This is a genomic window from Lacrimispora sinapis (assembly GCF_043633585.1).
In the GTDB taxonomy this organism is placed as follows: Bacteria; Bacillota; Clostridia; order Lachnospirales; family Lachnospiraceae; genus Lacrimispora; species Lacrimispora sinapis.
On the sequence record NZ_CP141832.1, the window covers coordinates 869,523 to 894,641 of the forward strand.

The 25,119-nt window shown below is 43.8% G+C and carries 27 protein-coding genes; 18 read left to right on the forward strand and 9 right to left on the reverse strand.

The window, feature by feature from the left end:
• Positions 1-89 precede the first annotated feature (89 nt).
• From glgA to VIG27_RS04030, 8 genes are all read left to right on the forward strand, one after another.
• Positions 90-1,535, forward strand: coding sequence for a glycogen synthase GlgA (gene glgA / locus VIG27_RS03995; protein ID WP_394525394.1), 1,446 nt, complete (start codon positions 90-92; stop codon positions 1,533-1,535).
• 37 nt (positions 1,536-1,572) lie between these two features.
• Positions 1,573-2,115, forward strand: coding sequence for an HD domain-containing protein (locus tag VIG27_RS04000; RefSeq protein ID WP_394525395.1), 543 nt, complete (start codon positions 1,573-1,575; stop codon positions 2,113-2,115).
• Positions 2,116-2,128: 13 nt separating this feature from the next.
• The gene (locus VIG27_RS04005) at positions 2,129-2,587 is read left to right on the forward strand and encodes a divergent PAP2 family protein (RefSeq protein WP_394525396.1); all 459 of its coding nucleotides are present in this window, start codon (positions 2,129-2,131) and stop codon (positions 2,585-2,587) included.
• 111 nt (positions 2,588-2,698) lie between these two features.
• The gene (locus tag VIG27_RS04010) at positions 2,699-3,256 is read left to right on the forward strand and encodes a putative ABC transporter permease (RefSeq protein WP_394525397.1); all 558 of its coding nucleotides are present in this window, start codon (positions 2,699-2,701) and stop codon (positions 3,254-3,256) included.
• A 62-nt stretch (positions 3,257-3,318) separates the two neighbouring features.
• On the forward strand, positions 3,319-3,918 hold the full coding sequence (locus VIG27_RS04015; protein ID WP_394525398.1) for a Maf family protein: 600 nt from the start codon (positions 3,319-3,321) through the stop codon (positions 3,916-3,918).
• Complete coding sequence (locus VIG27_RS04020) at positions 3,911-4,696, forward strand: Cof-type HAD-IIB family hydrolase (protein WP_394525400.1); 786 nt, start codon at positions 3,911-3,913, stop codon at positions 4,694-4,696. The genes VIG27_RS04015 and VIG27_RS04020 overlap by 8 nt, the downstream gene beginning before the upstream one ends.
• A gap of 19 nt (positions 4,697-4,715) precedes the next feature.
• Positions 4,716-5,687 carry a peptidylprolyl isomerase gene (locus tag VIG27_RS04025; RefSeq protein WP_394525402.1) on the forward strand — a complete coding sequence of 324 codons (972 nt, stop codon included), beginning with the start codon at positions 4,716-4,718 and terminating at the stop codon, positions 5,685-5,687.
• Between the two features lie 28 nt (positions 5,688-5,715).
• The gene (locus VIG27_RS04030) at positions 5,716-5,964 is read left to right on the forward strand and encodes a hypothetical protein (RefSeq protein WP_394525405.1); all 249 of its coding nucleotides are present in this window, start codon (positions 5,716-5,718) and stop codon (positions 5,962-5,964) included.
• Between the two features lie 110 nt (positions 5,965-6,074).
• Here VIG27_RS04030 and VIG27_RS04035 read toward each other — a convergent pair whose 3' ends face one another.
• Positions 6,075-7,361 (reverse strand): M18 family aminopeptidase, encoded by a 1,287-nt coding sequence (locus VIG27_RS04035; protein ID WP_394525407.1) that lies wholly within the window; start codon positions 7,359-7,361, stop codon positions 6,075-6,077.
• 156 nt (positions 7,362-7,517) lie between these two features.
• Between VIG27_RS04035 and VIG27_RS04040 the strand changes: the two genes are divergently transcribed.
• The 4 genes from VIG27_RS04040 (at position 7,518) to VIG27_RS04055 (ending at position 12,852) form a co-directional block, all read left to right on the forward strand.
• On the forward strand, positions 7,518-8,015 hold the full coding sequence (locus tag VIG27_RS04040; RefSeq protein ID WP_394525409.1) for a DUF5721 family protein: 498 nt from the start codon (positions 7,518-7,520) through the stop codon (positions 8,013-8,015).
• A 154-nt stretch (positions 8,016-8,169) separates the two neighbouring features.
• Complete coding sequence (gene htpG, locus VIG27_RS04045) at positions 8,170-10,167, forward strand: molecular chaperone HtpG (protein WP_394525412.1); 1,998 nt, start codon at positions 8,170-8,172, stop codon at positions 10,165-10,167.
• Between the two features lie 153 nt (positions 10,168-10,320).
• Entirely contained in the window at positions 10,321-11,163 is an 843-nt protein-coding gene (locus tag VIG27_RS04050; protein ID WP_394525415.1) for a DegV family protein, read from the forward strand.
• Positions 11,164-11,643: 480 nt separating this feature from the next.
• Complete coding sequence (locus VIG27_RS04055; RefSeq protein WP_394525417.1) at positions 11,644-12,852, forward strand: CapA family protein; 1,209 nt, start codon at positions 11,644-11,646, stop codon at positions 12,850-12,852.
• Position 12,853: 1 nt separating this feature from the next.
• Here VIG27_RS04055 and VIG27_RS04060 read toward each other — a convergent pair whose 3' ends face one another.
• Positions 12,854-13,798: a TIGR01212 family radical SAM protein gene (locus VIG27_RS04060; protein WP_394525419.1), complete on the reverse strand. Its 945-nt coding sequence runs from the start codon at positions 13,796-13,798 to the stop codon at positions 12,854-12,856.
• A gap of 180 nt (positions 13,799-13,978) precedes the next feature.
• On the opposite strand from VIG27_RS04060, the gene VIG27_RS04065 reads away from it, so the two are divergent.
• Entirely contained in the window at positions 13,979-15,277 is a 1,299-nt protein-coding gene (locus tag VIG27_RS04065) for a galactokinase (protein ID WP_394525421.1), read from the forward strand.
• A gap of 83 nt (positions 15,278-15,360) precedes the next feature.
• Positions 15,361-16,008, forward strand: a complete 648-nt coding sequence (locus VIG27_RS04070) for an AAA family ATPase (protein ID WP_394525425.1) — start codon at positions 15,361-15,363, stop codon at positions 16,006-16,008.
• 82 nt (positions 16,009-16,090) lie between these two features.
• On the opposite strand, the gene VIG27_RS04075 is transcribed toward VIG27_RS04070, so the two are convergent.
• The 3 genes from VIG27_RS04075 to VIG27_RS04085 are packed head-to-tail and all read right to left on the reverse strand — an operon-like array spanning position 16,091 to position 17,373.
• The gene (locus VIG27_RS04075; protein WP_394525428.1) at positions 16,091-16,381 is read right to left on the reverse strand and encodes a putative quinol monooxygenase; all 291 of its coding nucleotides are present in this window, start codon (positions 16,379-16,381) and stop codon (positions 16,091-16,093) included.
• A gap of 20 nt (positions 16,382-16,401) precedes the next feature.
• The gene (locus tag VIG27_RS04080; protein WP_394525430.1) at positions 16,402-16,911 is read right to left on the reverse strand and encodes a nitroreductase family protein; all 510 of its coding nucleotides are present in this window, start codon (positions 16,909-16,911) and stop codon (positions 16,402-16,404) included.
• Positions 16,912-16,923: 12 nt separating this feature from the next.
• On the reverse strand, positions 16,924-17,373 hold the full coding sequence (locus tag VIG27_RS04085; RefSeq protein ID WP_394525432.1) for a MarR family winged helix-turn-helix transcriptional regulator: 450 nt from the start codon (positions 17,371-17,373) through the stop codon (positions 16,924-16,926).
• Between the two features lie 197 nt (positions 17,374-17,570).
• On the opposite strand from VIG27_RS04085, the gene VIG27_RS04090 reads away from it, so the two are divergent.
• Positions 17,571-18,116, forward strand: a complete 546-nt coding sequence (locus VIG27_RS04090) for a glutathione peroxidase (protein WP_394525436.1) — start codon at positions 17,571-17,573, stop codon at positions 18,114-18,116.
• Between the two features lie 40 nt (positions 18,117-18,156).
• On the forward strand, positions 18,157-18,600 hold the full coding sequence (locus tag VIG27_RS04095; protein ID WP_394525439.1) for a MarR family winged helix-turn-helix transcriptional regulator: 444 nt from the start codon (positions 18,157-18,159) through the stop codon (positions 18,598-18,600).
• 105 nt (positions 18,601-18,705) lie between these two features.
• Here the strand turns inward: VIG27_RS04095 and VIG27_RS04100 are convergent, their stop codons facing one another.
• Together VIG27_RS04100 and VIG27_RS04105 are read right to left on the reverse strand one after the other, a co-directional pair.
• The gene (locus VIG27_RS04100; RefSeq protein ID WP_394525441.1) at positions 18,706-20,061 is read right to left on the reverse strand and encodes an FAD-binding oxidoreductase; all 1,356 of its coding nucleotides are present in this window, start codon (positions 20,059-20,061) and stop codon (positions 18,706-18,708) included.
• A gap of 105 nt (positions 20,062-20,166) precedes the next feature.
• Entirely contained in the window at positions 20,167-20,778 is a 612-nt protein-coding gene (locus VIG27_RS04105) for a Type 1 glutamine amidotransferase-like domain-containing protein (protein ID WP_394525445.1), read from the reverse strand.
• 96 nt (positions 20,779-20,874) lie between these two features.
• Between VIG27_RS04105 and VIG27_RS04110 the strand changes: the two genes are divergently transcribed.
• Positions 20,875-21,807 (forward strand): helix-turn-helix transcriptional regulator, encoded by a 933-nt coding sequence (locus VIG27_RS04110; protein ID WP_394525447.1) that lies wholly within the window; start codon positions 20,875-20,877, stop codon positions 21,805-21,807.
• Positions 21,808-21,897: 90 nt separating this feature from the next.
• On the opposite strand, the gene VIG27_RS04115 is transcribed toward VIG27_RS04110, so the two are convergent.
• Both VIG27_RS04115 and VIG27_RS04120 read right to left on the reverse strand, forming a co-directional pair.
• Positions 21,898-22,647, reverse strand: coding sequence for an MBL fold metallo-hydrolase (locus VIG27_RS04115; protein ID WP_394525452.1), 750 nt, complete (start codon positions 22,645-22,647; stop codon positions 21,898-21,900).
• 46 nt (positions 22,648-22,693) lie between these two features.
• Complete coding sequence (locus VIG27_RS04120) at positions 22,694-23,167, reverse strand: glutathione peroxidase (RefSeq protein ID WP_394525455.1); 474 nt, start codon at positions 23,165-23,167, stop codon at positions 22,694-22,696.
• A gap of 257 nt (positions 23,168-23,424) precedes the next feature.
• Between VIG27_RS04120 and VIG27_RS04125 the strand changes: the two genes are divergently transcribed.
• The gene (locus VIG27_RS04125; RefSeq protein WP_394525459.1) at positions 23,425-25,056 is read left to right on the forward strand and encodes a LysM peptidoglycan-binding domain-containing protein; all 1,632 of its coding nucleotides are present in this window, start codon (positions 23,425-23,427) and stop codon (positions 25,054-25,056) included.
• The last annotated feature ends 63 nt before the right edge of the window (positions 25,057-25,119 follow it).

Below are 25,119 nucleotides of genomic sequence, written 5' to 3' on the forward strand. Positions count from 1 at the left end.
AAGAGTCTTCCTTATTTTCTTAAAATGAAGTATACTATAGAATAACAGATACCGCCTTAAAAGGCGTAAAGGATAAGGGAGGTTTTTGGATGAAGAAGATACTTTTCGTTGCATCAGAGGCAGTCCCCTTTGCCAAAACCGGAGGTCTTGCAGATGTGGTGGGTTCCCTTCCCAAGTACTTCAATAAGGAGTTTATTGATGTAAGAGTCATGATTCCCAAATATTTGTGTATTGATGAACCACTGAGAAACCAGATGACTTATAAAAACCACTTCTATATGGATTATCTGGACCAGAGCAGGTATGTGGGGATTCTTCAGTATGTTTACGAGGGTATCACCTTTTACTTCATTGATAATGAAGGCTATTTTAACGGCTCCAGGCCATATGGAGACGGTTTCTATGATCTGGAAAAGTTCTGCTTTTTTTCCAGAGCAGCTTTATCCTCACTTCCGGTCATCGGATTCCAGCCGGATGTGATACACTGCCATGACTGGCAGACTGCTCTTATTCCTGTTCTGTTAAAGGACCGGTTTCATGAAGGCGAATTTTTTCGCAGCATAAAGTCGGTGCTTACAATCCACAACTTAAAATTTCAGGGCGTATGGGATTTAAAAACCATACAGAGACTGACTTGTCTGCCGGATTATTATTTTACGCCGGACAAATTAGAAGCTTATAAGGACGGAAATTTATTAAAAGGCGGCATTGTCTATGGAGACGCCATTACCACCGTAAGTGATACCTATGCCCAGGAGATCAAGCTGCCGTTTTACGGAGAAGGGCTTGACGGCCTGATGCGTGCCAGAGAAGGCAGCTTACGGGGCATATTGAACGGGATTGATTATGAGGAATTTAACCCGGAGACGGACACATACATCGTACAGAATTATCACGCCGGCAACTTTGCGGATAAAAAAGGTGAGAATAAGCTGGCTCTTCAAAAAGAGCTGGGCTTGTGCCAGGATGAGAAGATGTTTATGGTGGGTGTGGTTTCCCGGCTTACGGATCAAAAGGGACTTGATTTGATCCAGTGCGTGATTGATGAATTATGTCAGGATCATATCCAGTTAGTAATACTGGGCACCGGGGAAGAGCGCTACGAGAACATGTTCCGTCATTATGCATGGAAGTATCCGGATAAGGTTTCAGCGAATATATATTATTCTGAGGCCATGTCCCATAAGGTCTATGCAGCCTGTGATGCGTTCCTTATGCCGTCCTTATTTGAACCATGCGGATTGAGCCAGCTGATGGCACTCCGTTATGGTGCCGTACCCATTGTACGTGAGACCGGTGGTTTAAAAGACACGGTGGAACCGTATAATGAGTATGAGAACAGTGGAACCGGCTTCTCTTTCTCTAATTATAATGCCCATGAGATGCTGGACATGATACGGTATGCACAGCGTGTATACTATGATAAAAAGAAGGAGTGGAATATGCTTACACACCGGGCCATGAAAAAGGACTACTCATGGAAGGCCTCAGCCAGAAAGTATGAGGAGCTTTATGATTGGATCACCGGCTGCTAGACTGCTGACATTACAGAAAAGAGACGAGTGAATAAGAATGAAAAGCATGCATTTCACCCAGGAGAAAGATCTTTCCTGGGCAGAGTGGGAGGATTACAGTGAGGATCAGTTGTATATGGATTGTGTAGCGGGGATCATTGATCACCCCGTATTCCTGTCCATGGATAACTTTATGCAGCATGGAGATACTACCTGCAAGGTCCATTGTATTAAAGTATCTTATATGAGCTACTGCATCTGCAGAAGGCTGGGCTGGGACTATCGTGAAGTTGCCAGAGCCGGTCTTCTTCATGATTTATTTTTGTATGACTGGCATACCCATGCCAAAGAAACCGGGGAGCGTTTCCATGGTTTTACTCATCCGAGAACTGCGCTTAATAACGCAGTAAAACACTTTGAATTAACAGAAAAAGAAAAAGATATGATCCTGCGCCATATGTGGCCGCTGACCCCGGTTCCCCCGAAAAGCAGAGAGGGAATGGTGATTGTTTATTCGGATAAAGTCTGCGGTATGGCTGAAACCGTGGCCAGGTTCAAACGATGGATTTTATTTTGCTTTGGCTGGAAAAGCGCTGCATAAGATGGAGGAAACCATGAAATATTGGGATGATATACTAGGAAATCAGGTTTTAATGAGTGCGGTTGCCGGGTGGATGGTAGCCCAGGTATTAAAAACCCTCATTGACCTGGCCCTTAACAGAAGCTTTAATCCGGAGAGGCTTGTAGGATCGGGAGGAATGCCCAGTTCCCACTCCTCAACGGTTTGTGCACTGACAACCGCCGCCAGTTACCGCTATGGTGCCGGTTCTTTTGAATTTGCGGTATGTTTTGTTCTTTCCATGATCGTTATGTATGATGCCATGGGAGTCCGGAGAGAAACCGGAAGACAGGCAAAATTGTTAAATAGCATCTTGCTGGAAAATCCTTTAAAGCTTAAAGGAGAGTTGATTCAGGAAACGTTAAAAGAATATGTGGGACACACTCCGCTTCAGGTAGCGGCGGGAGCGCTTCTCGGCATATTACTTGCAATTTTCATGGGACAATTTTATTAATGAAACAAAAATATTTCCACGAATCGTAAGAAATTAATCCTTGATTTCTTAAGATATCCATATTATACTTTAACAAGTTCAAAAATTGTCAAATTTGGAGGTAAAATGGATATGTCGATTTATCAAAGGATCATATGCTTTTTCCTGTTCAGCTTTCTTGGATACCTTCTTGAATGTGTTGTACTTAGTTATGAGAATAAGAAGCTTGTGATCAATCGAGGATTCGGACACGGACCATTCTGTATTATATATGGATTTGGAGCTATGGGAGCCATGTTTTTGTTGAAACCTCTTTCGGATAATCTGGTTTTCCTTTATTTTGCATCAGCCGCCATGGCTACTCTTATGGAACTGGTTACTGCGCGTATGATGATCAAGCTGTTTGGTTCGTTCTGGTGGGATTACAGCCGGAAGGCATTTAACTATCAAGGGATTATCTGTCTGGAAAGCACTGTTGCATGGGGGTTTTTAGGAATTTTTTATTTCCGGTTCCTCAATGGGTTTGTGGAACAGCTTGCAGGAATTGTTCCGGAGCAGCTGGTGCGTACCGTAGCATTAAGCCTTTTGGGATTTTATATAGCTGATTTTGTCTATACCATGAGGCTGCAGCTTAAGTCTGCTTGTGAAGAGGACGATACTACATTAGTAGGACGTCTGAAAGTATATTGATGAATGGCGGGATTCGATTCGGGTCCCGCTTATTTGTTCGTTTAAAAACAGGAAGGATGCATATGGACAAAAGGATAAAACTTGTACTGGCTTCGGCTTCTCCAAGAAGAAAAGAACTTTTATCTCAGATCGGGATCGTTCCAGAGATCGTTCCCAGCACCATAGAAGAAGTCATAACCTCAAGTGTTCCGGAGGAGGTTGTAAGAGAACTTTCCCTTCAGAAGGCCCGGGACGTGGCTGGCAGGCAGGGATGCAAAACCTGCGTCATCGGTGCAGATACCGTAGTCGCTGCAGATGGGAAGATTCTTGGAAAACCGGCCAGCCATGAAGATGCTTACCGGATGATTTCCATGCTGGAGGGCAGGACACATCAGGTATATACAGGAGTTACCCTGATTTATTGTGGACAAAATGGCAGTACGGTCAGGACTTTTGTGGAAAAGACGGATGTTTCCGTTTATCCCATGTCGGAACAAGAGATCAAACGCTATGCCGACGATGAGGAGCCAATGGACAAAGCAGGAGCATACGGAATCCAGGGAAAATTCGCGGCTTTTATCAAAGGGATTGACGGCGATTATAATAATGTAGTAGGATTGCCGGTAGGAAGAGTATACCAGGAGCTGAAGCAGATGTTTGAACAGGAGGAGAACAATGATTAAACTGATTGCATCGGATATTGACGGAACTCTGGTACCGGATGGAAGCAATAAAGTGAATCCGGAGCTTTTTGATGTGATTTTAAAGCTTCGGGCCAAGGGGATCCAGTTTGCAGCAGCAAGCGGACGCCAGTGGGCCAGCATTGAATCCATATTCGACCCGATCAAAGAAAAGATATTTTATCTGTCTGACAATGGGGCTTATGTTGGCTGTCACGGAAGAAATCTGTTTATCAATCCCATTGAACGTCATATCGTCATGGATATGGTTGAGAAAGTGCGCAAAACAGAAGGACTTGACGTTATGGTCAGCGGTCCGGATGTTGTATATCTGGAGACCAAAAATGAGAAGTTTTTGGACTGGCTCATCAACGGCTACAAGTTCCGGGTCCAGTGTGTGGAGGATTTAACTAAGGTAGAATCGGAATTTATAAAAGTTTCCGTGTACCGCAAATCAGAGGTAGAGTCCCATACCAGAAATCTTCGTGAGGAATTTTCCGATCGTTTGAAGATAACTATCGCAGGCGACATGTGGATGGACTGTATGAAGCCGGGAATCAATAAGGGCCAGGCGGTAAAACTTCTCCAGGACAGTCTGGGAATGAAACCGGAGGAGACCATGGTCTTTGGAGATCAGCTCAATGACATTGAAATGCTCCATCAGGCTTATTACAGCTATGCGGTGGGAAATGCCAGAAAAGAAGTGAAGGATGCGGCAAGATTCCAGGCAGATTTAAATGTCAATGACGGAGTTTTAAAAATACTGAAGCTGCTTTTGTAGCATGGAAAGAGGGGAGTTCGTGAAAGTTCAAATAAGACATGGGAGAAATCTCTTATTGGTGGCTGCAGCTGTAATGGCGCTGCTGACCGGCTGTAAGTCTGAAATCCCCATTGTTTCTGAGATTACGGAAACCAAAGCATATACCCTGCCTCAGTCCATGATTATCGTTGCTACGGAACGGAACCGGTATCAGAAGATATATACCAACCAGATCTGGGGCGTGGAGCTGCCGGGAGGCCGGAATTTTGAAAGCTATCTGCTGGATCAGGTGAAAGAATTTCTCAAGGAAATGAAAATGATGAATCTTTTGGCGAAAGAAAAGGGTGTGACTTTGACCAGCGGCGAAAAGGAAAAAGTACGGAAAGCATCGGATGAATACTTCGCCTCTTTGACAAAAGATGATATTGCTTATATGGGGGTGACAAAGGAGGATGTCAAAACCATGTATGAAGAATATTTTCTGTCTAATAAGGTAGTAACGGAGCTGACAAAGGATATGAATCTGGAGATCAGCGACAGTGAAGCAAAGGTGATCACCGTGGACCAGATCGTTCTGGCAGATCCGGCAGAGGCAGAAGAGGTACGTTTAAAGGCAACCGAAGAGGGAGCCGATTTTAAAGCCCTGGCAAGAGAGTATTCAAAAGAGACTGTGATAGAACGCCATATCGGCAGGGGAGAGGCACCAGGCCCCTATGAAGATGCGGCTTTTGCCCTTCTGGCAGAAGAGATCAGCCCGGTTGTGGAAGAAAATGGAACGTATTACATTATCAAATGTGTCAATGATTATGATGAAAAAGCCACCCAGGAAAGAAAGGCCGGATTATATAAAAAACGGAAAAAGGAAGCCTTTGACCAGATCTATTCCAAGTTTAAGCAAGAAAATCCGGTTACGTTCAGCAATGAAATCTGGAAGAATGTGAAATTCTCAAAAGAGGATAAAACCACCACCACCAACTTTTTTGAAATTTATAAAAAGTATTTTAATGAATGATAAAAGGAAAGGACAGGGCAGAATGCAAATGAGACAGAGAGATACGAGCCGGATCAAAACCCGAAGCCGGAGCCGAAGGCGCAGAGAAAGCCGTGGACATGAAAGGTTCATGGGATTTTTGACGTTTGTATTTATACTGATTCTGTTTGTTTCTGTGACCACCGGGGGAGTGTACGGATACCGGTACTGGGAAGGGAGTAAACCTTCCGGCCAGCCTCTGGAATCCAGCCGGGAAGTGGTGCCGGAAACCATGCAGGAACAGAATCAGGATTCATAAAAAGGTGCCGCAAAGTGATTTCGTAAAATCACGCTGCGGCATCTTTTATAATTCTTATCAATAGTATAGGGGCAGACTTATAATTATAAAACCTTACGTTTGTAAAATGCTTACGCCTGGAAAAATGCTTCTGCCAGTTTTACAAGGGCTTCCTGATCGGCTGCTCCCATTACCTCTCTTGCGGAGTGCATGGCAAGAATAGGCACGCCTACGTCAACGGTGCGCATGGTCAAAAAGGCAGAGGAAATACTACCAAGGGTGGAACCGCCTCTTACATCGGAACGGTTTGAAAACTTTCTGTAAGGAATCCTGCTGTCCCTGCAGATGCCTTCAATGACTGCGGTACTGGCGGCATCGGTGGCATAAGCCTGACTGGAGGCAAGCTTTATGGCGACGCCGTCTCCCATAAGGATCTGATTTTTAATGTCGCATTTTTCCCCATGGTTTGGGTGAATGGCATGAGCCACGTCCATGGACAGGAGGAAACCGCTTAAAAGGCCGTTTAAAAATGCTTCTCTGGTATAACCGAGAGATAGAAAGGCTTTTTCAAAAATATGCTCTGTCAGCGCGGACGCTGCTCCCTGCTTGGTATGGCTTCCGATTTCTTCGTTGTCGTAAAGGGCTATGGCATGAATGCCTGTTTGGCAGGTACTGTTTATAATACCGCTCAAACAAGCCTGTACAGAGGTAATGTTATCCAGCCTGGGCGCGGAATAAAATTCCTCCTGCAAGCCCAGCAGACTGCCGGATTCACAGTTGTAAATATAGATTTCATAGTCCAGGATGTCTTCTTTTTTTACACCCGCTTCCCTGGCAAGTGCATCTAAGAAAAAGTCTTCGCGGCTTAATTTTTCTGTGATTCTGGTAATGAGAGGAAGCATATCCACCTGGGCATTGATGGCGAACCCGTCATTGGCAGTCCGGTTCATGTGAATGGCCAGGTTTGGAATGGTAAGGAGCGGACGGGCAAAATCAACGAATACGGTCTTTGGTTCCATCAGAGAGGGACCCAAAACAGATACTTTTCCAGCCATGGACAGAGGGCGGTCAAACCATGTGCCAAGGAGCGGCCCTCCGTAAACCTCCACGTTTAGCTTTCCATAGTCAAGGGAGGTGACTTCCGGGTAAGGCTTTACCTTTAAGCATGGCCAGTCGGTGTGGGAGGCGGCCAGACGAAGGGCTGGTGCGTCGCCCAGTTCTTCTCCGACGCGGAACGCGATCAGGGTGGAATCAAATACGTTTATATAATAGGATTCTCCTTTTTGCAGCTTCCAGGGGGCTGCCAGCGGCAGTTTTTGAAAACCGGCGGATGACAGCTGTTTAGAGGCTGCCATGATGCAGTGGTAAGGAGAAACGGATGCTGCGATCAGTGAATCTAACTGCTTGATGTAATTCATATGTTTTCCTCTTTTCTTAACTTCCATTTTGCTTCCATAGGGAAACCAGTCCTTTTATTATACCATAGAAAAAAGCCTCTGGGAATCCTTCGTTGACAGCAGAGAACAAATCGTTGTATAGTAAACGGAGAACAATGACGGATGGGAGAAGTTGCAATGATTTCAGTAAAAATTGAGGATATGAAATCCTTTACCTCCAAATTATTTGTAGGGGAAGTATTTGACCAGTTTCTTGTAAAGGAAGCTTCCATTTCTACGTATAATACATTTACCATAGATGGGACCATAAAAGACGGCTATTACTCCCGCAATGAGCGGGAAGAACGAAATATAGGAGCATTATCTGCCTGGTCCGCCATAAAACCTTTTTGCTTTTCTCTGATTAAGGGGAAACGGCTTCCTGTGAGCTTCCGCATTATATTACTGATGCCAAAGGAAGGGACCGAGCGGTTTCTTGCCTCCAGGAACATAGGTCTTTCAAAAGAACAGGTAAAGGGATTGTACGTAAATATCCGTTATGAAGAGGAAAAACTCACCTGCGTGACAGGAACCTCGGTTTCTGTATTTACTCTGGACAAGACGCTGGAGGAAGAGTGGGACCAGGGGTTTAAAGGCTTTTTAAAACACAATCAAATTTCTTTTATGGAAGAATGATATTATTAGCACTCGATGAAAATGAGTGCTGATTTTCTATTGACATTTTTAGAGCTGCGTATTAAAATACTGATTGCAGGTGAATTGTGAGAATTCCATGGGAAACATGGAACCGATATAGAGAAATAATAGAATGAGTGAGGAGTGTTCTGATATGGCAAAAAGAGGAAGTTTGACAATCAACAGCGAAAATATTTTCCCGATCATTAAAAAGTGGTTGTATTCGGATCATGACATTTTCTACCGTGAGCTGATTTCCAATGGCTGTGATGCCATCACCAAGCTTAAAAAGCTGGAGATCATGGGAGAATGGGAGAAGCCGGAGGATTTAAAATTCAAGATCGAGGTCACCATTGATTCCAATGAAAAGACCATCACATTCCAGGATAATGGAATCGGTATGACCATGGAAGAGGTTGACGAATACATCAATCAGATCGCGTTTTCGGGTGCCCGGGATTTCCTGGAAAAGTATAAGGACAAGGCCAACGAAGAGCAGATCATCGGTCACTTCGGACTTGGTTTTTATTCTGCTTTCATGGTAGCGGATAAAGTTACCATTGACACTTTATCCTATAAGGAAGGTGCAGAACCGGTACACTGGGAATCAGAAGGCGGTACAGAATTTGAGATGGAACCGGGAGATAAGAAAGAATCCGGAACCACCATCAAGCTCTATTTAAATGAGGACAGTCTGGAATTCTGCAACGAATACCGTGCGAAAGAGGTTCTTGCCAAATACTGTTCCTTCATGCCCGTAGAAATTTATTTAACCAATGCCTCTGCAGAGCCTCAATATGAGACCATTGAAAAGGACGAACTGAAGGAAACAGATACTATTATTGAAACCATCGTAGAGGAAGCAAAGACCGAGGAAAAAGAAAATGAAAAGGGCGAAAAGGAAGTTGTGGAGATTTCTCCGGCGAAAGAAAAATATAAGATCGCTAAGCGTCCGGTTCCGGTCAATGATGTAAATCCCCTTTGGAATAAGCATCCAAATGAATGTACCGAGGAAGAATATAAGGCCTTCTACCGCAAGGTATTTAATGATTATAAAGAACCATTGTTCTGGATTCATTTGAACATGGATTATCCGTTTAACTTAAAGGGAATTCTCTATTTCCCGAAACTGAATTTAAACTATGACAGTTTGGAAGGAACCATCAAGCTTTACAACAGCCAGGTATTTATTGCAGATAACATCAAGGAAGTGATTCCGGAATTCTTAATGCTGTTAAAAGGCGTCATCGACTGCCCGGATCTTCCTTTGAATGTATCCCGAAGCGCGTTGCAAAACGATGGCTTTGTGAAGAAGATTTCTGATTATATTTCTAAGAAGGTTGCTGATAAGTTAAACGGGATGTTTAAAACAGACCGCGAAAATTATGAAAAATACTGGGATGACATCAATCCATTTATTAAGTTCGGCTGCCTGAAAGACGAAAAATTTGCTGAAAAGATCAACGACTCCATTCTCTTTAAGAACCTGAAAGGAAAGTATTTGACGATTTCCGATTGTCTGGAGGAGAACAAGGAAAAACACGAAAACAGGATTTTCTACATCACAGATGAGAAGGAACAGAGTCAGTATATCAACATGTTTAAAGAGGCTGGCCTTGATGCGATCTACATGACTGAGAATATCGACAATCCGTTTATGAACTATTTGGAGCAGAAGAATGAGAACGTGAAGTTCCTGTGCATCAATTCTGACTTATCCGATATTTTCAAGGAGGAAGTGAGTGAAGAGGATAAAGAAGCCATAAAAGCCGATGCAGAGGCTCTGACCGAGCTGTTCCGCAAGGCTTTGGGAAAAGAAAATCTGGATGTAAAGGTTGAGAAATTAAAGAATGAAAATGTTTCCTCCATGATCACTGTTTCCGAGGAATCACGCCGTATGCAGGAGATGATGAAGATGTATACCATGCCTGGTATGGATAACTCCATGTTTGGCGGCAATGAGACATTGGTTCTCAACTACAATAACAAACTGGTTCAGTATGTTCTGGGACATAAAGAAGGAACTCATACCAATGCCATCTGTGAACAGCTTTATGATCTGGCGGCATTAAGCCATGGTTCCTTAACACCGGAACGAATGACAAAATTTATTGCCAGAAGCAATGATTTGATGCTTGCAATGGCGGAATAATACTGGTAGAATATACAAAGGATCTGTACGCAGGAAAACACTTGGTACAGGTCCTTTTCTTGATTCTCCTATTGACATCAATGGCGGGTTTCTCTATAATATATGGTAATGAATACTACATGATAAGTTTCGTGTTAGGAGGAAGATAGAATTATGAGCTATAAAATTATTGGGGACAGCTGCACGGATTTAACTGCAGATTTAAAGAAAGATCCCCACTTTCAAATAATTCCCCTGGTATTGCAGGTGGGAAACACTCAAATTGTTGATGATGACACCTTTGATCAGAAAAAGTTTCTGGAATTGGTGAAGAACAGCAGTGAATGTCCTAAGACGGCCTGTCCTTCTCCGGAACTTTACAAAGAAGCATTTGAATGCGAAGAGGATCAGATTTTTGTAATTACGTTATCGGAACATTTGAGCGGCAGCTATAACAGTGCGGTTCTGGGCAAAAAGCTGTACGAAGAAGAGCATGGGGAAGATGGAAAAAAGATCGCAGTATTAGGTTCGGATTCTGCTTCTTCCGGGCAGTTAAACATTGCTTTATTGGTTCAGTCTCTCTGTCAGGCGTCTCTGCCCTTTGAAGAAATTGAGCAAAGAGCAAGGAATTTTATAAAGAATATGAAAACCTACTTTGTTTTGGAAAGCCTTGATACCCTGAGAAAAAACGGGCGGCTCACAGGACTTCAGGCATTCTTTGCAACGGCTCTTAACATCAAACCGGTTATGGGTTCCACCTCCGGTGTTATTATAAAGCTGGACCAGGCAAGAGGGATTAATAAGGCCCTCATACGCATGGTGGAGATTGCGGTCAAGGAAGCCGGTGATACCAGGGATAAGGTCCTTGCCATCGCTCACTGCAATAACCCGGAACGGGCCGAGTTTGTAAAGCAGGAGATGAGAAAGCGGGCAGACTTTAAAGATGTGATTATTACCGAGACAGCAGGTGTTGCGACGGTATATGCCAGTGATGGCGGAATCGTCATGTCTTTATAAGCATATATTTGTATGAAAATATGCAGGATAAGAATATAGCAGGATAAGAGAACAGAAGAATAAGAATCTTGCAGAATAGGAAACGGGCAATATAAGAATTTTACAGGATAGGAATTTTGAATTAAAAAAAAGAAATAAGAATTCAGTTTATGAACATTTGTATGTCAGGAAATTACAGAAAGAATCATAAATTAAGGAGCCGGTTGCAGCAAAGAGAAAAGATTTTTTTCCTTTTTGACGAACCCTGGCTCCTTTTTCAGCCATTTGACAAACCCTTGAAATTTGTGTAAGATAAAAAAATGGGAATTAATTCCAAACTATTATAAAAGAAAAGTTATGGAAAATAAATGTTATAATCTTATGAACCATGTGGATAACTTGTATTTTGGGGCGAAAATAAGCTTTTTTAATTGAAAAATGTGGAAAACGTAATGAAAAAAGTAAAATCATGTGGAAATTATTAACAATCAGGAGGCGTCGATGAAGAAAACAGGTGGATGGATGAAAATTCTGGTTTTCCTTCCCGTATTGCTGTTTGTATTGCTGGCCGGCTGGATCGGGTTAAACGAATGGAAAGAAATAAAGGGGGGAACCGGCTCCTCCGTGGGCACTGGCAGCGATCAGAGTCTGGCATCTCAGAGCTTAGAACCATCAACAGAGAGTAAAGAAGAAACACAGGCCCTGACTCTGATTTCTTCTGATGGGGAAACGGAATCTCAAGCTCAGGAAGAAACACCGGAAAGTCCGTTGGTTCGCCTGCTATTTGGGGGTGACATATTACTTTCTAATCATGTAACTACAGCTTATGATAATGCAAAAGGCATTACTGGAGTCCTGGATGAAGGATTTCGGACTGAAATCAACCAGTCGGATATTTTTATGGCCAATGAAGAGTTCCCGTTCAGTGACCGTGGAACTGCGGCACCGGACAAGCAGTTTACCTTCCGGCTGACACCTTCCAGAGTCTCCATGATGAAAGAGATCGGAGTGGACATTGTAGCACTTGCCAATAACCACACGCTGGATTATGGAACCGAAGCGCTCCTTGACACCTGCACCACACTGGAAGGAGCCGGCATTAAATATGTAGGGGCAGGTCCCGACATGAACCGGGCAAAACAGTTGGAGACCATTAAGGTGCAGGGGAAAACTGTGGGATTTTTAGCGGCATCCAGAGTCTACCCTGATCCTGGCTGGGTGGCAAACAGCAAGAAACCCGGTATGGTGAGCGGTTACGATCCTGCCATACTTTTAAAAGAAATCAAAAAAGCGGATGCGGTTTGTGATTATCTGGTGGTTTATATCCATTGGGGAATCGAAAGAGATGAAACGCCTCAGGAATATCAGAGGACACTGGGAAAGAAGATTGTGGATGCCGGTGCAGATATCGTGATCGGAAGCCATCCCCATGTGCTGCAGGGGGTAGAATATTATAATGGAAAGCCGATCTGTTACAGCCTTGGTAATTTTATATTCGGAAGTTCCATTCCTAAAACAGCTCTTTTGCGGGTAAATGTGAATTTCGATCAGGGAACCACGGAAATTTCTCTGGTACCGGGAACTTCAAAAGCCGGATACACCAGGTCATTGACAGACGAAGGAGAAAAACAGAAATTTTACCAGTATTATCAGGGGATCTCCTTTGGAGTGACGGTGGATGAACATGGAGGGATTCATAACAATCAATAAATCATTGGAGGTATCTGTCACCCTGGCAGATGCCTTTTTCTTTCAGCCGTTTTGCCAGTGTATTGAGTACCAGCCGTTTGTTGCCGCTCCAGAGAGGGGCCAGCAGCAGTTTTTTCGGTCCATCACCGCTGATCCGGTGGATAATAACCTCCGGCGGAAGAAGAGCCAGGCAGTCAATGACTAAATCTGTATATTCCTCCAGAGTATAGACGGGAACAAGACCTTTCTCATACTCTTTGGCCAAATCCGTTCCTTTTAGTATGTGAAGCAGCTGAAGCTTGATGCCGTCTATGCCTCGTTCACCCAGATGAGCCAGATAATGAATGGTCTCAAAGATCATTTCCCTGCTTTCTCCCGGAAGTCCTAAGATCACATGGGCAATGACCGTAATTCCGGCTTTCTTTAACCGCTTGTAAGCGTCTGAAAAAATGGGGAGAGAATACCCTCTCCGAATGTAGGCAGCGGTGGATTCATGTATGGTCTGAAGTCCCAGCTCCACCCATACGGGTTTAATCTGATTCAGCTCTTTTAATAAAAGAAGGACTTCCGGAGAAAGACAGTCAGGTCTGGTGGCAATGGAAAGAATGACCACATCCGGATGAAGGATGGCCTGGGTAAACAGCTCTTTTAAATAAGAAACAGGGGCATAAGTATTGGTATAGGATTGAAAATAGGCAATATAACGGCCGGAACCTGCTTTTATCTTATTACTCACAGTTTGCTTGGCAGCCTCGATCTGTTGGGGGATGGAAGCGTGGGCCGAGAAAGATTCTGCAAATTCACCGGAACCGCCGCCGCTGCAAAAGATACAGCCTCTTTGGTCTAAGGTACCATCCCGGTTTGGACAGGTCATGCCTCCGTCAAGGGCCAGCTTATAAATCTTTTGTCCGTATTGCTGTTTCATTTCATAATCAAGGGAATGGTATGGTTTTTCGTTCCAGTACATGGGTGCCTCCAATGTATTTTTTCTGTTATTTCTTTATTATAGAGGGGGACAGAAAGGACTGTCAAATTATTTTATAGGTTTTTGTAGAATATTGTATTGAAGAAAATTTGAATGGTATGTTATACTTCTAACAAAAAGTATTTTTTTCTGAAACTGAATGGGGAAAAGGAGAGTAAAAACATGAAAATAACCGATACCTTAAAGCTTCTTGAGTCTGATAAATCCAGAAAACTTATGGCAGCTTTATACGGAGAGAATGGAATTGATGAGAATATTGAACGTTACCAGAATCTGCTGTTGAGTTTTGAAAAGAAGTTTCCGGAAGATGATGAGGTACTTTTGTTTTCGGCTCCGGGGCGGACGGAAATCAGCGGAAACCATACGGATCATAACCATGGAAAGGTTTTGGCCGGCAGCATCAATTTAGACTGTGTGGGAGCGGCGGCCAAGAATAACAGCAGAATCGTAAACATTGTCAGTGAAACTTATAATCAGAACTTTACCATAGATCTGGATGATCTTTCTCCAAGCGATATAAAATCCGGAACCATTGATTTAACGAAAGGAATTTTAAAAGGTTTTCTGGAAGAAGGCTATGAGATCGGCGGATTCGATGCCTACATAACCACCAATGTGATCAGTGCGGCAGGTGTCAGTTCGTCTGCTTCCTATGAGATGCTTCTGTGTTCCATGATCAACACATTCTTTCATGAGGGCCGTTTGGATGTGGTAAAGTATGCTCATATCGGAAAATTTGCGGAGAATGTTTACTGGAACAAATCCTCAGGACTTCTGGACCAGATGGCGTGTGCCGTAGGCGGCCTGATTGCTATTGATTTTAAGAATCCTGCCGCCCCGTCAGTGGAGAAAATCGAATTTGATTTTGCATCCAGAGACCACAGCCTAATCATCGTCAACACCGGCAAGGGACATGCGGATTTAAGTGAAGAATATTCCTCTGTTCCGGCAGAGATGAAAAAAGTAGCTGAATTTTTCGGCAAAGAAGTGTGTGCGGAGATTACAGAAGAACAGGTCATTGAAAACTTGAGTGAAGTCCGGGCTTTTGCCGGAGACCGTTCTGTATTGCGTGCCCTTCATTTCTTTGAGGAGAATCAGAGGGTCGATAAAGAGATAGCGGCTTTAAAGGAAGGCAGGTTTGAAGATTTCTTACAAAATATCACTGCTTCCGGCAATTCCTCCTGGAAATGGCTTCAGAACTGCTTTACCAACACCAGCTATCAGGAGCAGGGAATCACCATTGCGCTGGCCCTGACAGAGCTTTATCTTGCAGAGAAACACGCCGGTGCATGCCGGGTCCATGGCGGCGGATTTGCCGGTGTCATCATGACCTTGCTGCCCAATGATTTGGCCGAAGATTATTGTGCCTATATGGAAAAAGCTATGGGAGAGGGCAGTGCATACCGGATGAGCATCAGACCTTACGGCGCCATTTGTTTTCATGAGATCATAGCCCAATAATAATTGTAAATCCTGCCATAATAGAGTACAATAAGAATAAACAACACAAAGAAAAGAACGTGTAACCAAAGGAGGCAGGCATTATGAAAGAAAAGCATAATCTGGTCATTACAATAGGAAGACAGTACGGAAGCGGCGGACGTATTGTAGGCAAAGCACTGGCGAAAGAATTTGGAATTAATTTTTATGATGAAGAGATCCTGACCCTTACATCCGAACAGAGTGCGGTGGGAGAAGTGTTTTTCCGTCTGGCGGATGAAAAAGCAGGGAACAATCTCCTTTACCGCATCGTAAGCGGATTAAAGCCGCAGTTAGGGAAGCCTTCTACGGATTCGGATATTGTAAAACCCGAGAATCTGTTCCGTTTCCAGTCTCAGGTTATCAGAGAGCTTGCAGAGGAAGAGTCCTGCATCATAGCCGGAAGATGTGCAGATTACATTTTGAGCCGGGAAGATGTGAATGTGCCTGGACTGGTGAAGATATTTGTTTATGCGGATAATCCTACCTTAATCAAAAGAACCATGGATGTGGATAAGGTAGATGAAAAAGAAGCTGCAAAGCGAGTCAAAAGAATCAATAAGGAACGGAAGGAGTATTACCGTTATTATACCGGTGAAAACTGGGAAGACTGGGACAATTATGACCTGATCATTAACACCAGCTGCATCGACTTAGAGCAGACAGCAGCTCTGATTAAAGATTACATTAAGTTAAGAGGCATTGAGGTCTAAGAGCTTAATGGAGCCATAACAGAAAAAACACCTTGAATCCGGTTTTGCCGGAATGTCAAGGTGTTTTTTCTGTTAAGGTTTCTTATAGGATGGTTCTGCAGATATGGAGTTCTGCGGGCTTTTCCGAAAAGTCGGCGGTAGCAGCCATAACCTCTTTAAAATGACTGGAGTTTGCGTGTCCGTTTAAAGATTCCTGATCTTCCCATTCCTCTACCATGGTTAAAATCTGGGGATTTTTGATATCCTGAAGGAGTTCATAACGGATGCAGCCCGCATCTTTGGCTCTTGTATTTTCCACAAGACCCTTTGCAAGCCTGATAAATTCTTCTACTTTGTCAGCTTTGATGTAGTTGTTCGCAATTATTTTAATCATCGTCTTTTCTCCCTGGTTTATTACCATTTTTCGTAATGGACTTTTTCCTCTTTGTAACGGTCTACAAATTTATTCTCCTGACCATCCGGATAGCCGATGGATATCATGGCAAAAGGCATGATGTGGCCGGGAAGATCAAAAAGACGGCTTATTTCCTGTGGAATGGTTTCTGTAGTGGCTACACCGAGCCATACGCCGCCAAGCCCTAAGTGAACGGCCTCCAGAAGAATATTCTGGGCAGCTGCTCCCATATCTTCCTCCCAGCCAAGAGCGCCAGGAACTTTAATATCATCTTTATTGGCCAGTAACACAATGGTTAATGGAGAACCAGCCACCAATTTGGCATAAGGGGATGTGAGAGAAAGTTTCTCAAGACATTCCTTATCCTGCACAACGATGAATTCCCATGGCTGTTGGTTCATGGCTGATGGTGCCTGCATGGCTGCACGCAATAGTCTGTCGATTTTCTCCGGTTCCACCGTTTGATTGGTAAATTTACGAATGCTCCTTCGGTTAAAAATTTCCTGCATGTTGGGTACCTCCTAATTATTTTCTAAATGCTTTAAAAGTTTTCCGCTTATTTCAATAAAATGGGCGGTTTCCTCTTCGGTTAGAACACCTTCGTATTCCTTATGAAGCAGATCCCATGATTCCATGATTTTATCCTGCAAGTAAAGTCCCTCCGAGGTAGTGTTCAAATACACCTGTTTCCCTTCTGATTGCTTTGAAACCAGCCCTTTATGCTCCAGCTTCTCAATCAGACGGGTAATGGTAGAGGGAGTTAAATGCAGCGTTTCTCCCAGCTCTTTCTGCATCATACCGCCGTTTAAGTTTACGAGATAAAGCAGCAGCGCATGGCTTGGAGAAAGCCCTGTTTTTGAAAAGGCCTCATCAGCGATTTTCCCAAAAGCCCTGGAAAGTTTTGCATTGGAAAAAAATAAACAGCTGTTTAGAGTACAGACATGTTCTTTCGTATTGGTTTTCCCGTTCAATTCATCACCTCTTTTGTTTGTACATACAAATGTTAGCATAGATTTTTTTAGCTGTCAATACTTGCAGACAATTTTTGGTAACTGAATTTTGTAAAATTTAATTACATAATTTCATTGACAAAGAGCCATAATAGAAATATAATAAAGATGATTTTAATAAATTTAATTTTGTATAATAGATTAAGGAGGTATATGATATGTCTGTTTATGATTTTACGGTAAAGACAATGGAAGGTGCAGAAAAGAAATTATCTGATTATGCAGGGAAGGTTTTGTTGATCGTTAATACAGCTACCGCTTGCGGTTTCACTCCTCAGTATGGCGATCTTCAGAAAATTTATGAAAAGTATGCGGATCAGGGCTTAGAAATCCTTGATTTTCCATGCAACCAGTTCGGCAATCAGGCACCTGGTGCGGATGAGGAAATTCATTCCTTTTGTACCGGAAGGTTTGGAATCACCTATCCTCAGTTTTCAAAGATTGAGGTAAATGGTGATCATGCGATCCCGCTTTATCAGTATCTTGTAAAGGAAAAAGGGTTTGAAGGCTTTGATGCCGGACATGAACTGACCTCTGTTTTGGAGAAGATGTTTGAAGAAAAGAATCCTGATTATAAGAACGAGCCTGATATCAAATGGAATTTTACAAAGTTTCTTGTGGACCGCAAGGGAAATGTAGTAAAAAGGTTTGAACCGACTGCGGATATGAAGCTTTTAGAAGAGAGTATAAAAGAATTATTGTAATTATATTTTATATGATACAGTGGGAGAACGGAGACCAGTTATGAATTACGACAAATTGAAAATAGAAAACCAGCTATGCTTTCCACTCTATGCATGTTCCCGTGAGATTGTACGAATGTATAAGCCATTTCTCGATGAGATCGGTTTGACTTACACCCAGTACATCGCCATGATGGTATTATGGGAGAGGAAGCGGCTTACCGTAAAGCAGTTAGGAGAAATCCTTTATCTGGACAGCGGTACCCTCACTCCCCTGTTGAAAAAGATGGAAAGTGCCGGGCTTCTTAAACGCAGCCGGGACAAAGCAGACGAACGAAGTGTCATTGCAGAACTGACGGAACAAGGTGAGAAACTGAAAGAAAAAGCGGTGGTCATTCCGGAACGGATTGCTCAGTGTGTTCCTCTTGATGGGAATGAAGCAAAGCAGTTATATGAACTGCTCTATAAGATATTAGGAAGTTCTAACCGGAACCAGGACCGGTAATTTATAAAATGCGTCTTGAAACAGCTTTTAAAGCTCACTCAAGACGCATTTTTATTGATTTCTTTAAGTAGGTACATGTAATGGAAGATATGGTTTGCAAAGAGATTAACAGCATATATTGCAGCCGATTCCCTGGGGAAATGAAAAAACATGGAGAGGATCGTATTGTTCCTTCACCATTTTTAATCTGCGGACGTTACAGCCGTAGTACTCCTCTAAATACAGGGGAAGTCCATCGTAGGGAAAATTAACGTAAGCGCCTTCGGTAATGGATTTTAGATAGCAGAAACGTTCTGAGATCCAGGCGGCATTGTTGCATTTGCAGCCGTCATAAACCGTATTGAGCCAGATTATATACTTTGCATTGCGATAGGTAAAGGCAGTTGCGGACGGATCCTCTTCAGCCACTTTGCCGCCCAGGGCATAAAAGGATAGGGCGGCATAACTGGAGCCCTGGGGACGATCTGCGATCATATCTGCCAGACGGCAGCTTTCGCAATCGGTAAAATCACGGAGAACGAAACGGCTTGTGGACTGGAAGGCTTCAAATGGCGGATAAAAACTGCCGATGCGATTGACTGCTTCTAAAAATGGCAGGTATTTGAGCGTGTACTTTACTCCGCCCAGCCTTAAAAGGGGCGTTATGATTCCAAGAGCGGCTTCCGGCGGGCCGTAGAAGAACCCGCGCGCGAGGATGCCCAGGCCATCTTCTATAGAATTGAAAATCCTTGAGACCAGAGTGATTCTGGGATCTGCGGCTGCAAGCCAATCCTGCCAGGTCCGTATAAAGGAGGCTTGTTTTTCCTGATCGGAATCCGGGTATCGGATGTCGATCAATGTGATTTTGTCGATTTTTTCTGGAAGACGGAAGGTCATGGATACAATGATGCCAAAATTTCCGCCGCCGCATCCCCGAAGCGCCCAGAACAAATCGGGGTTTTCTTGGGGACTGGCAGTCAGAGCCGTTCCTTCATAATTGATCATCCGGAGTTTGGTAAGATTGTCGCACCCAAGACCCAGGTACCGGCAGGAGAGTCCCCAGCCGCCTCCCAGTGCATAGCCGCTCACCCCCACACTGGGGCAGGTGCCTCCGGGGAAAGGATATCCAAGGGAGGAGACAAATTCGTATACCTGTCTGTTGTTCACCCCTCCTTCCACCGTAAGCAAATGGGCAGTTTCATCTATGGTGATCTGATTCATTTCACTTAAATCAATCTCCAGGATATCATTTCCTGTGGAATAGCCTTCATAATTATGGCCGCCGCTTCGGATACGCAGGGAGACATGATGGGATATGGACCACAGCACAGCATTGCTGACATCCCCCTCATTGAGACAGTAAACGATGGCCAGAGGAAATTTATTTACGGCTCTGTTATAAACTTGTCTCAGCGCTTGGTAAGAAGGGTCCTCTGGAGTTATTACACGGCCGGTAAGACCATCAAAGTCACAAAGGTTCATAGGATTGCCTCCTTTCTTACTATCATGTTATTATAAGAAAGGGGATTTGGTGCGGTGTGTATTTTCCAGTCAGGATATGTCGGTTAAAACCAAATTGTGAAATAATTAACTAATTTGAACATCGCCGTCATGAACCAGGATTACTTCAGAATTTGTGATGGGTTTTAAATCCATGGAACCCTTATATAGGGAAATGATTTTTTCCACTGCATCTTTAAAAGGAAAACAGTTATAATGAGGCAATGGGAAAAAATCAATGATCTGCAGCCCGTCAAAGTTTTCTAAATCGGCTGCTATGCTGCAGTCATCCATTTCTTTTACATATTCGATGTTGGGAGAGAGAATGATGGAGCCGGCGGATTCTCCGATATAGGGCTTTCCTGACCGGATCTGTTCCTTTATGATTTGATCTGCTCCGGTTCTTTTCATTTCCTGCAGTAAAAAGAATGTGTTGCCGCCGGTAACATATATAAAGTCATTATTTTCCAATTTGCTTCTGATTTCGGTCTGCGCTGCGGTGGATATTTCCAGTTCCTCTACGTGAAGCCCCAGCTGTTTTAATGCCTTCTTGCCTGATTCTACAAAAAAATCCACCTTTTCATGCAATGCGGCTGTTGGAATAAAGGTGACGGTTTTTCCTGCCAAATCACCGGATATAAAGTCTGGGAGCAGGTTTGCAGCATCCTGAAAGGATGAAGATAAAAAAAGTTTGATCATAATACATTTCCTCCTATAGTTTATTTGCTTTTATTATAACCAGTAATTGTTGACATCAGTATGTCAGTCACCTAAAATAAAGTTGGAGGTATTAGAATGAAGTTTGAACGGATGCTTGCGATCGTAATGCTGCTTTTGCAGCGAAAGCAGATAACGGCAAAAGAACTGGCGGAGACGTTTGAGGTATCGGTACGGACCATTTACCGGGATATTGATGCCATCAGCGCTGCCGGTATACCGGTTGTTACCGTTTCAGGAACCGGCGGGGGAATCGGTATTATGGAGCAGTATAAAATGGAAAAGGGGATCTTTACAGCGGATGATATCAGTACGATGCTGATGGGCCTTGGGATCGTTCATAATGCGTTGTCAGGAAAGGATATTACAAAGGTTCGTGCGAAAGTCAAAAGTTTTGTTTCGGAGGAGTTTGCCGATGAGGTAGCTTCCAAAACAGATCAGGTCATGTTTGATCTTTCTTCCTGGATGAGAGGAAAAGATTCAAACAAAGTTCTTGATGCGGTTAAAGAGGCGATGGAACAAAACCGTTGCATATCCTTTTCTTATCTGGGCAGAAGAGGGAAGGAGAGAGTAAGCGGCATGGAACCTCACCGCCTGGTATTTAAAAACAGCCATTGGTATCTCCAGGGGTACGTGAGAAAAAAAGAGGATTTCCGATTATTTAAACTTGGAAGAATGTGCCAGGTGCAGAAGGAACTGAATTCTTTCCCACGAAAGACCCTGCCGCATCCATTTTCTGATTTTACCCATGAGATGAGCAGAAAAACATTTCAAATAAAACTGCTGGTGGATCAGTCGGCGGTTGATCGAATGCTTGATTACTGCACTTTTGATGATATGACAGACCTTGAAAATGGGAAATACCTTGTGAAGTTTCATTTTATTGATGATGATTACGGATATGGCATATTACTGAGTTTTGGAAATAAACTGACCTGTGTGGAGCCGGACTTTGTACGCAGGGAATTACAAAGGCGTCTGGAAGAGATGCTGGAACAATATTCCAGGTAATGTTGATCTTTCGCTGTCTGGTTTAGAGAAAGTTAAATATTCAGATAATAAAAGAAGGTGCAGCTTCAAACTGCACCTTTTTTGGTGGTTTTATAATTCCATGATCTTTTTCTCTTCCAAATGGGCAAGGCTTTCCGGAGTGTGGGTAGAAAGATAGACCGTTTTATGATCCTTAATAAAAGCGCGTGCTTTTGAAAGCGTCTCTTTTGCGGCTTCCAGATCTTCAAAAACGACAGACAAGCGGTTTTCTTTCAGTGCGGCATCGGTATACGTGATATCTCCATGAATCAGGTAGAAGAGTCCGTCAATCTCTGCGATTACGATGCTGTTGCCTTTTGTATGTCCCGGAGCAGGAAGAAAATACACCCCATCCGTGATCTTTTCACTGGATTCAAAGTTATAATAAGGGCCATCCTTAAACGTAACACGGACGATGTTGTCCCCCTCCAGCTTTAAGGCGTCGGCTTCAGCCTCGGAAAGATAGATTTTTGCATTGGGGAAGCTTCTCAGTTCTCCGGAATGATCCGGATGCTTATGCGTTAAAAGAATCCTGGTTACCTGCTCCGGAGTGTATCCAAGCTCTGCCAAAGCGGTTAAATAATCATTGATTCGTTTTCCCTGATAAATTTTCTGTCCTTCTCTTGGGGGAGTGTCAGGCGTTTCTTTTGGGATTCCGGTATCAACTAAAATCACTTCTTTTCCTGTGTCGATTACATGATTTTGCAGGCTGGATGGGTAAGTTTTACCTTCATCAAAGATTGGTTCGCTTACTCCGCCTCCCATTGCAAATGGCTGTGTCATAAATCCGTCTTCGTATAACTTAACTGCTTTGATCTCCATGTGAATTTTTCCTTTCTGCTAACCCTTTTTATTTATATATGGCTCTTTATAAAAGAGCAAGAATCTCTTTTTCTAATTTTTCCGGTTTATCCGTGGGAGCATAGCGCTTCAGAACCGTTCCGTTCCGATCCACCAGGAATTTTGTGAAATTCCACTTGATCCCTGAACCAAACATTCCCTTCTGACTGGATTTTAAATAGGTAAAAAGGGGGGATTCATTGGCTCCGTTTACCTCAATTTTAGCAAACTGGGGAAATGAAACCTGGTAAGTCAACTGACAGAATTCGTGAATTTCCTCTTCATTACCGGGTGCCTGATGGCCAAACTGGTTGCAGGGGAAATCGAGAATCTCAAAGCCCCGGTCCTTATACTTTTTGTATAACGCCTCAAGTCCCTCATATTGTGGGGTAAATCCGCAGCCAGTGGCTGTATTTACAATGAGCAGGACCTTTCCCTTATAATCTGAAAGGGAAACCGGGTTTTGTTTCATGTCCATGACTGTAATATCGTATAAATTCATTTTTGGCACCTCTCCATAAGATTTGTTATTTGATACAATTGTATTGTACTCAATTTAATTTCAAATGTCAATAGTTTTTTGATATTTATTTTTATAAAACAATCTGCCAAAAGAAAAAGGGGTATGGTTTCCCGGCAAACAGAATTTTATGAAGAATTATTTCCATAAAATGAAGTTTGCGGCGGGTTGACAGGTACTATTCCGATTTTTTTATCATAACATAAGACAAATTGTTTTATTTGAAAGGCAGTAATATTATGGCTTCTTGTCCTAATGGAATGTTTTCCTACACCGTTCAGGCCGGTGATACACTGTGGCTGATTTCAAGACGATTTAATACGACCGTTGATGCGATCATGAATGCAAACCGTGGCCTTGTTCCCAACAATTTAAGGGTTGGGCAGATGATCTGCATCCCTGGTGGAGCATGGCCTCAGCCACAGCCGCCGAGAAACTGTCCGGTAGGGCTGCGCGCCTATACCATTCAAAACGGGGATACCCTTTGGAAACTCTCTCAGACTTATTGTACAACAGTTGAAACTATTATGGCTTTAAATCCGGGAATTAATCCCAATAATCTAATGACCGGTCAGGTAATCTGGATACCAGCCGGATACCGGTTCCGCAGTTTTCCAATATGGCCCCGCATGCAGCAGGAGGATTCTGATGATATAGAGGAAAATGGTGAGCTGCCTGCTTGTCCGGAAGGTTATCGTTCTTACATTATTCAAGCGGGAGATACTCTGTGGCTGCTTTCTCAGCGTCTTAATACGACCGTTGAAGCGCTTATGATGGCAAACCCGGGAATCAATCCGACCAATCTGTTTGTCGGGCAGGTGATCTGCGTTCCAATGACCGGAAGTAACAATATGGGTTCCATGCCACAGCCCATGCCACAGCCGATGCCGCAGCCCATGCCACAGCCGATGCCGCAGCCAAGCCAGCAGCCGATGCCACAGCCGACGTTGCAGCCGATGCCACAGCCGACGTTGCAGCCGATGCCGCAGCCAAGTCAGCAGCCGATGCCTCAGCCAATGCCGCAGCCAAGTCAGCAGCCGATGCCGCAGCCGATGCCGCAGCCAATGCCTGAGACAATGCCGCGGTCCGGCCAACAGCCGGCAACTCAGCCGACAATGCCGCGTGCGGGCCAACAGCCGGCAACTCAGCCGACAATGCCGAGGGCGGGCCAACAGCCTGCAACCCGGCCGACAATGCCGCGTGCGGGTCAACAGCCGGCAACCCAGCCGGCAACGCCGAGGGCGGGCCAACAGCCGGCAACCCAACCGGCAACGCCGCGGTCTGGTCAACAGCCCATGCCTCAACAGGATCCTCCATTGGAATTGTGGGTTACAAGAGCAGAGCAGAATTTAAATAATTATCTCCGGTTTCTGTGGATTCAGAATGCTTATTGGCTGAGAATAGCCATTCAGAGCAGGCTGTTCAATCTACCGGATGCAGAGATAATTGGAGCTCGGCTAATGCAGAACCCAAGAGATTTTGAGGCGGCGCTCCGTACCTTCTATGGAAATGACAATGCCTCTGCCCTTGCTGATCTGATGTTGGATCAATTAAACATCGCCACTGATCTGGTAAATGCTATGATAAATGCCGATGCAGAAGCACAGGCAGATGCGGAAAGACGCTGGAATGAAAATGCGGATGAAATAGCATCATTTTTACACAGCATCAATTCCTACTGGTCGGAAGCTGATTTGCGGACCATATTCCGCAGTAATCTGGATTTATTAAAGCAGCTGGTATCAGACATGATGGCACGTAATTTTGAAGCAAGCAACGATACATTTACCAATCTTGAACGTCAGGCAATGGAACTGGCAGATGTCATGACACAGGGAATCGTAAGACAGTTTCCGCAGTTTTTCAGATAAGTAAATAAAAAAGCAGTCCGGGAATGACCCGTGTCAATAAGGATGTTTTCAATTTTTAAGAGT

Coding starts and splice junctions, on each gene's coding strand:
- VIG27_RS04095 (WP_394525439.1), top strand. CDS start 18,157: ATGAATTACGACAAATTGAAAATAGAAAACCAGCTATGCTTTCCACTC.
- VIG27_RS04010 (WP_394525397.1), top strand. CDS start 2,699: ATGTCGATTTATCAAAGGATCATATGCTTTTTCCTGTTCAGCTTTCTT.
- VIG27_RS04115 (WP_394525452.1), bottom strand. CDS start 22,647: ATGGAGATCAAAGCAGTTAAGTTATACGAAGACGGATTTATGACACAG.
- VIG27_RS04000 (WP_394525395.1), top strand. CDS start 1,573: ATGAAAAGCATGCATTTCACCCAGGAGAAAGATCTTTCCTGGGCAGAG.
- VIG27_RS04070 (WP_394525425.1), top strand. CDS start 15,361: ATGAAAGAAAAGCATAATCTGGTCATTACAATAGGAAGACAGTACGGA.
- VIG27_RS04055 (WP_394525417.1), top strand. CDS start 11,644: ATGAAGAAAACAGGTGGATGGATGAAAATTCTGGTTTTCCTTCCCGTA.
- VIG27_RS04015 (WP_394525398.1), top strand. CDS start 3,319: ATGGACAAAAGGATAAAACTTGTACTGGCTTCGGCTTCTCCAAGAAGA.
- VIG27_RS04020 (WP_394525400.1), top strand. CDS start 3,911: ATGATTAAACTGATTGCATCGGATATTGACGGAACTCTGGTACCGGAT.
- VIG27_RS04005 (WP_394525396.1), top strand. CDS start 2,129: ATGAAATATTGGGATGATATACTAGGAAATCAGGTTTTAATGAGTGCG.
- VIG27_RS04060 (WP_394525419.1), bottom strand. CDS start 13,798: ATGTACTGGAACGAAAAACCATACCATTCCCTTGATTATGAAATGAAA.
- VIG27_RS04040 (WP_394525409.1), top strand. CDS start 7,518: ATGATTTCAGTAAAAATTGAGGATATGAAATCCTTTACCTCCAAATTA.
- VIG27_RS04075 (WP_394525428.1), bottom strand. CDS start 16,381: ATGATTAAAATAATTGCGAACAACTACATCAAAGCTGACAAAGTAGAA.
- VIG27_RS04035 (WP_394525407.1), bottom strand. CDS start 7,361: ATGAATTACATCAAGCAGTTAGATTCACTGATCGCAGCATCCGTTTCT.
- VIG27_RS04065 (WP_394525421.1), top strand. CDS start 13,979: ATGAAAATAACCGATACCTTAAAGCTTCTTGAGTCTGATAAATCCAGA.
- VIG27_RS04105 (WP_394525445.1), bottom strand. CDS start 20,778: ATGATCAAACTTTTTTTATCTTCATCCTTTCAGGATGCTGCAAACCTG.
- VIG27_RS04120 (WP_394525455.1), bottom strand. CDS start 23,167: ATGAATTTATACGATATTACAGTCATGGACATGAAACAAAACCCGGTT.
- VIG27_RS04125 (WP_394525459.1), top strand. CDS start 23,425: ATGGCTTCTTGTCCTAATGGAATGTTTTCCTACACCGTTCAGGCCGGT.
- htpG (WP_394525412.1), top strand. CDS start 8,170: ATGGCAAAAAGAGGAAGTTTGACAATCAACAGCGAAAATATTTTCCCG.
- VIG27_RS04090 (WP_394525436.1), top strand. CDS start 17,571: ATGTCTGTTTATGATTTTACGGTAAAGACAATGGAAGGTGCAGAAAAG.
- VIG27_RS04050 (WP_394525415.1), top strand. CDS start 10,321: ATGAGCTATAAAATTATTGGGGACAGCTGCACGGATTTAACTGCAGAT.
- VIG27_RS04080 (WP_394525430.1), bottom strand. CDS start 16,911: ATGCAGGAAATTTTTAACCGAAGGAGCATTCGTAAATTTACCAATCAA.
- VIG27_RS04110 (WP_394525447.1), top strand. CDS start 20,875: ATGAAGTTTGAACGGATGCTTGCGATCGTAATGCTGCTTTTGCAGCGA.
- VIG27_RS04030 (WP_394525405.1), top strand. CDS start 5,716: ATGAGACAGAGAGATACGAGCCGGATCAAAACCCGAAGCCGGAGCCGA.
- VIG27_RS04100 (WP_394525441.1), bottom strand. CDS start 20,061: ATGAACCTTTGTGACTTTGATGGTCTTACCGGCCGTGTAATAACTCCA.
- glgA (WP_394525394.1), top strand. CDS start 90: ATGAAGAAGATACTTTTCGTTGCATCAGAGGCAGTCCCCTTTGCCAAA.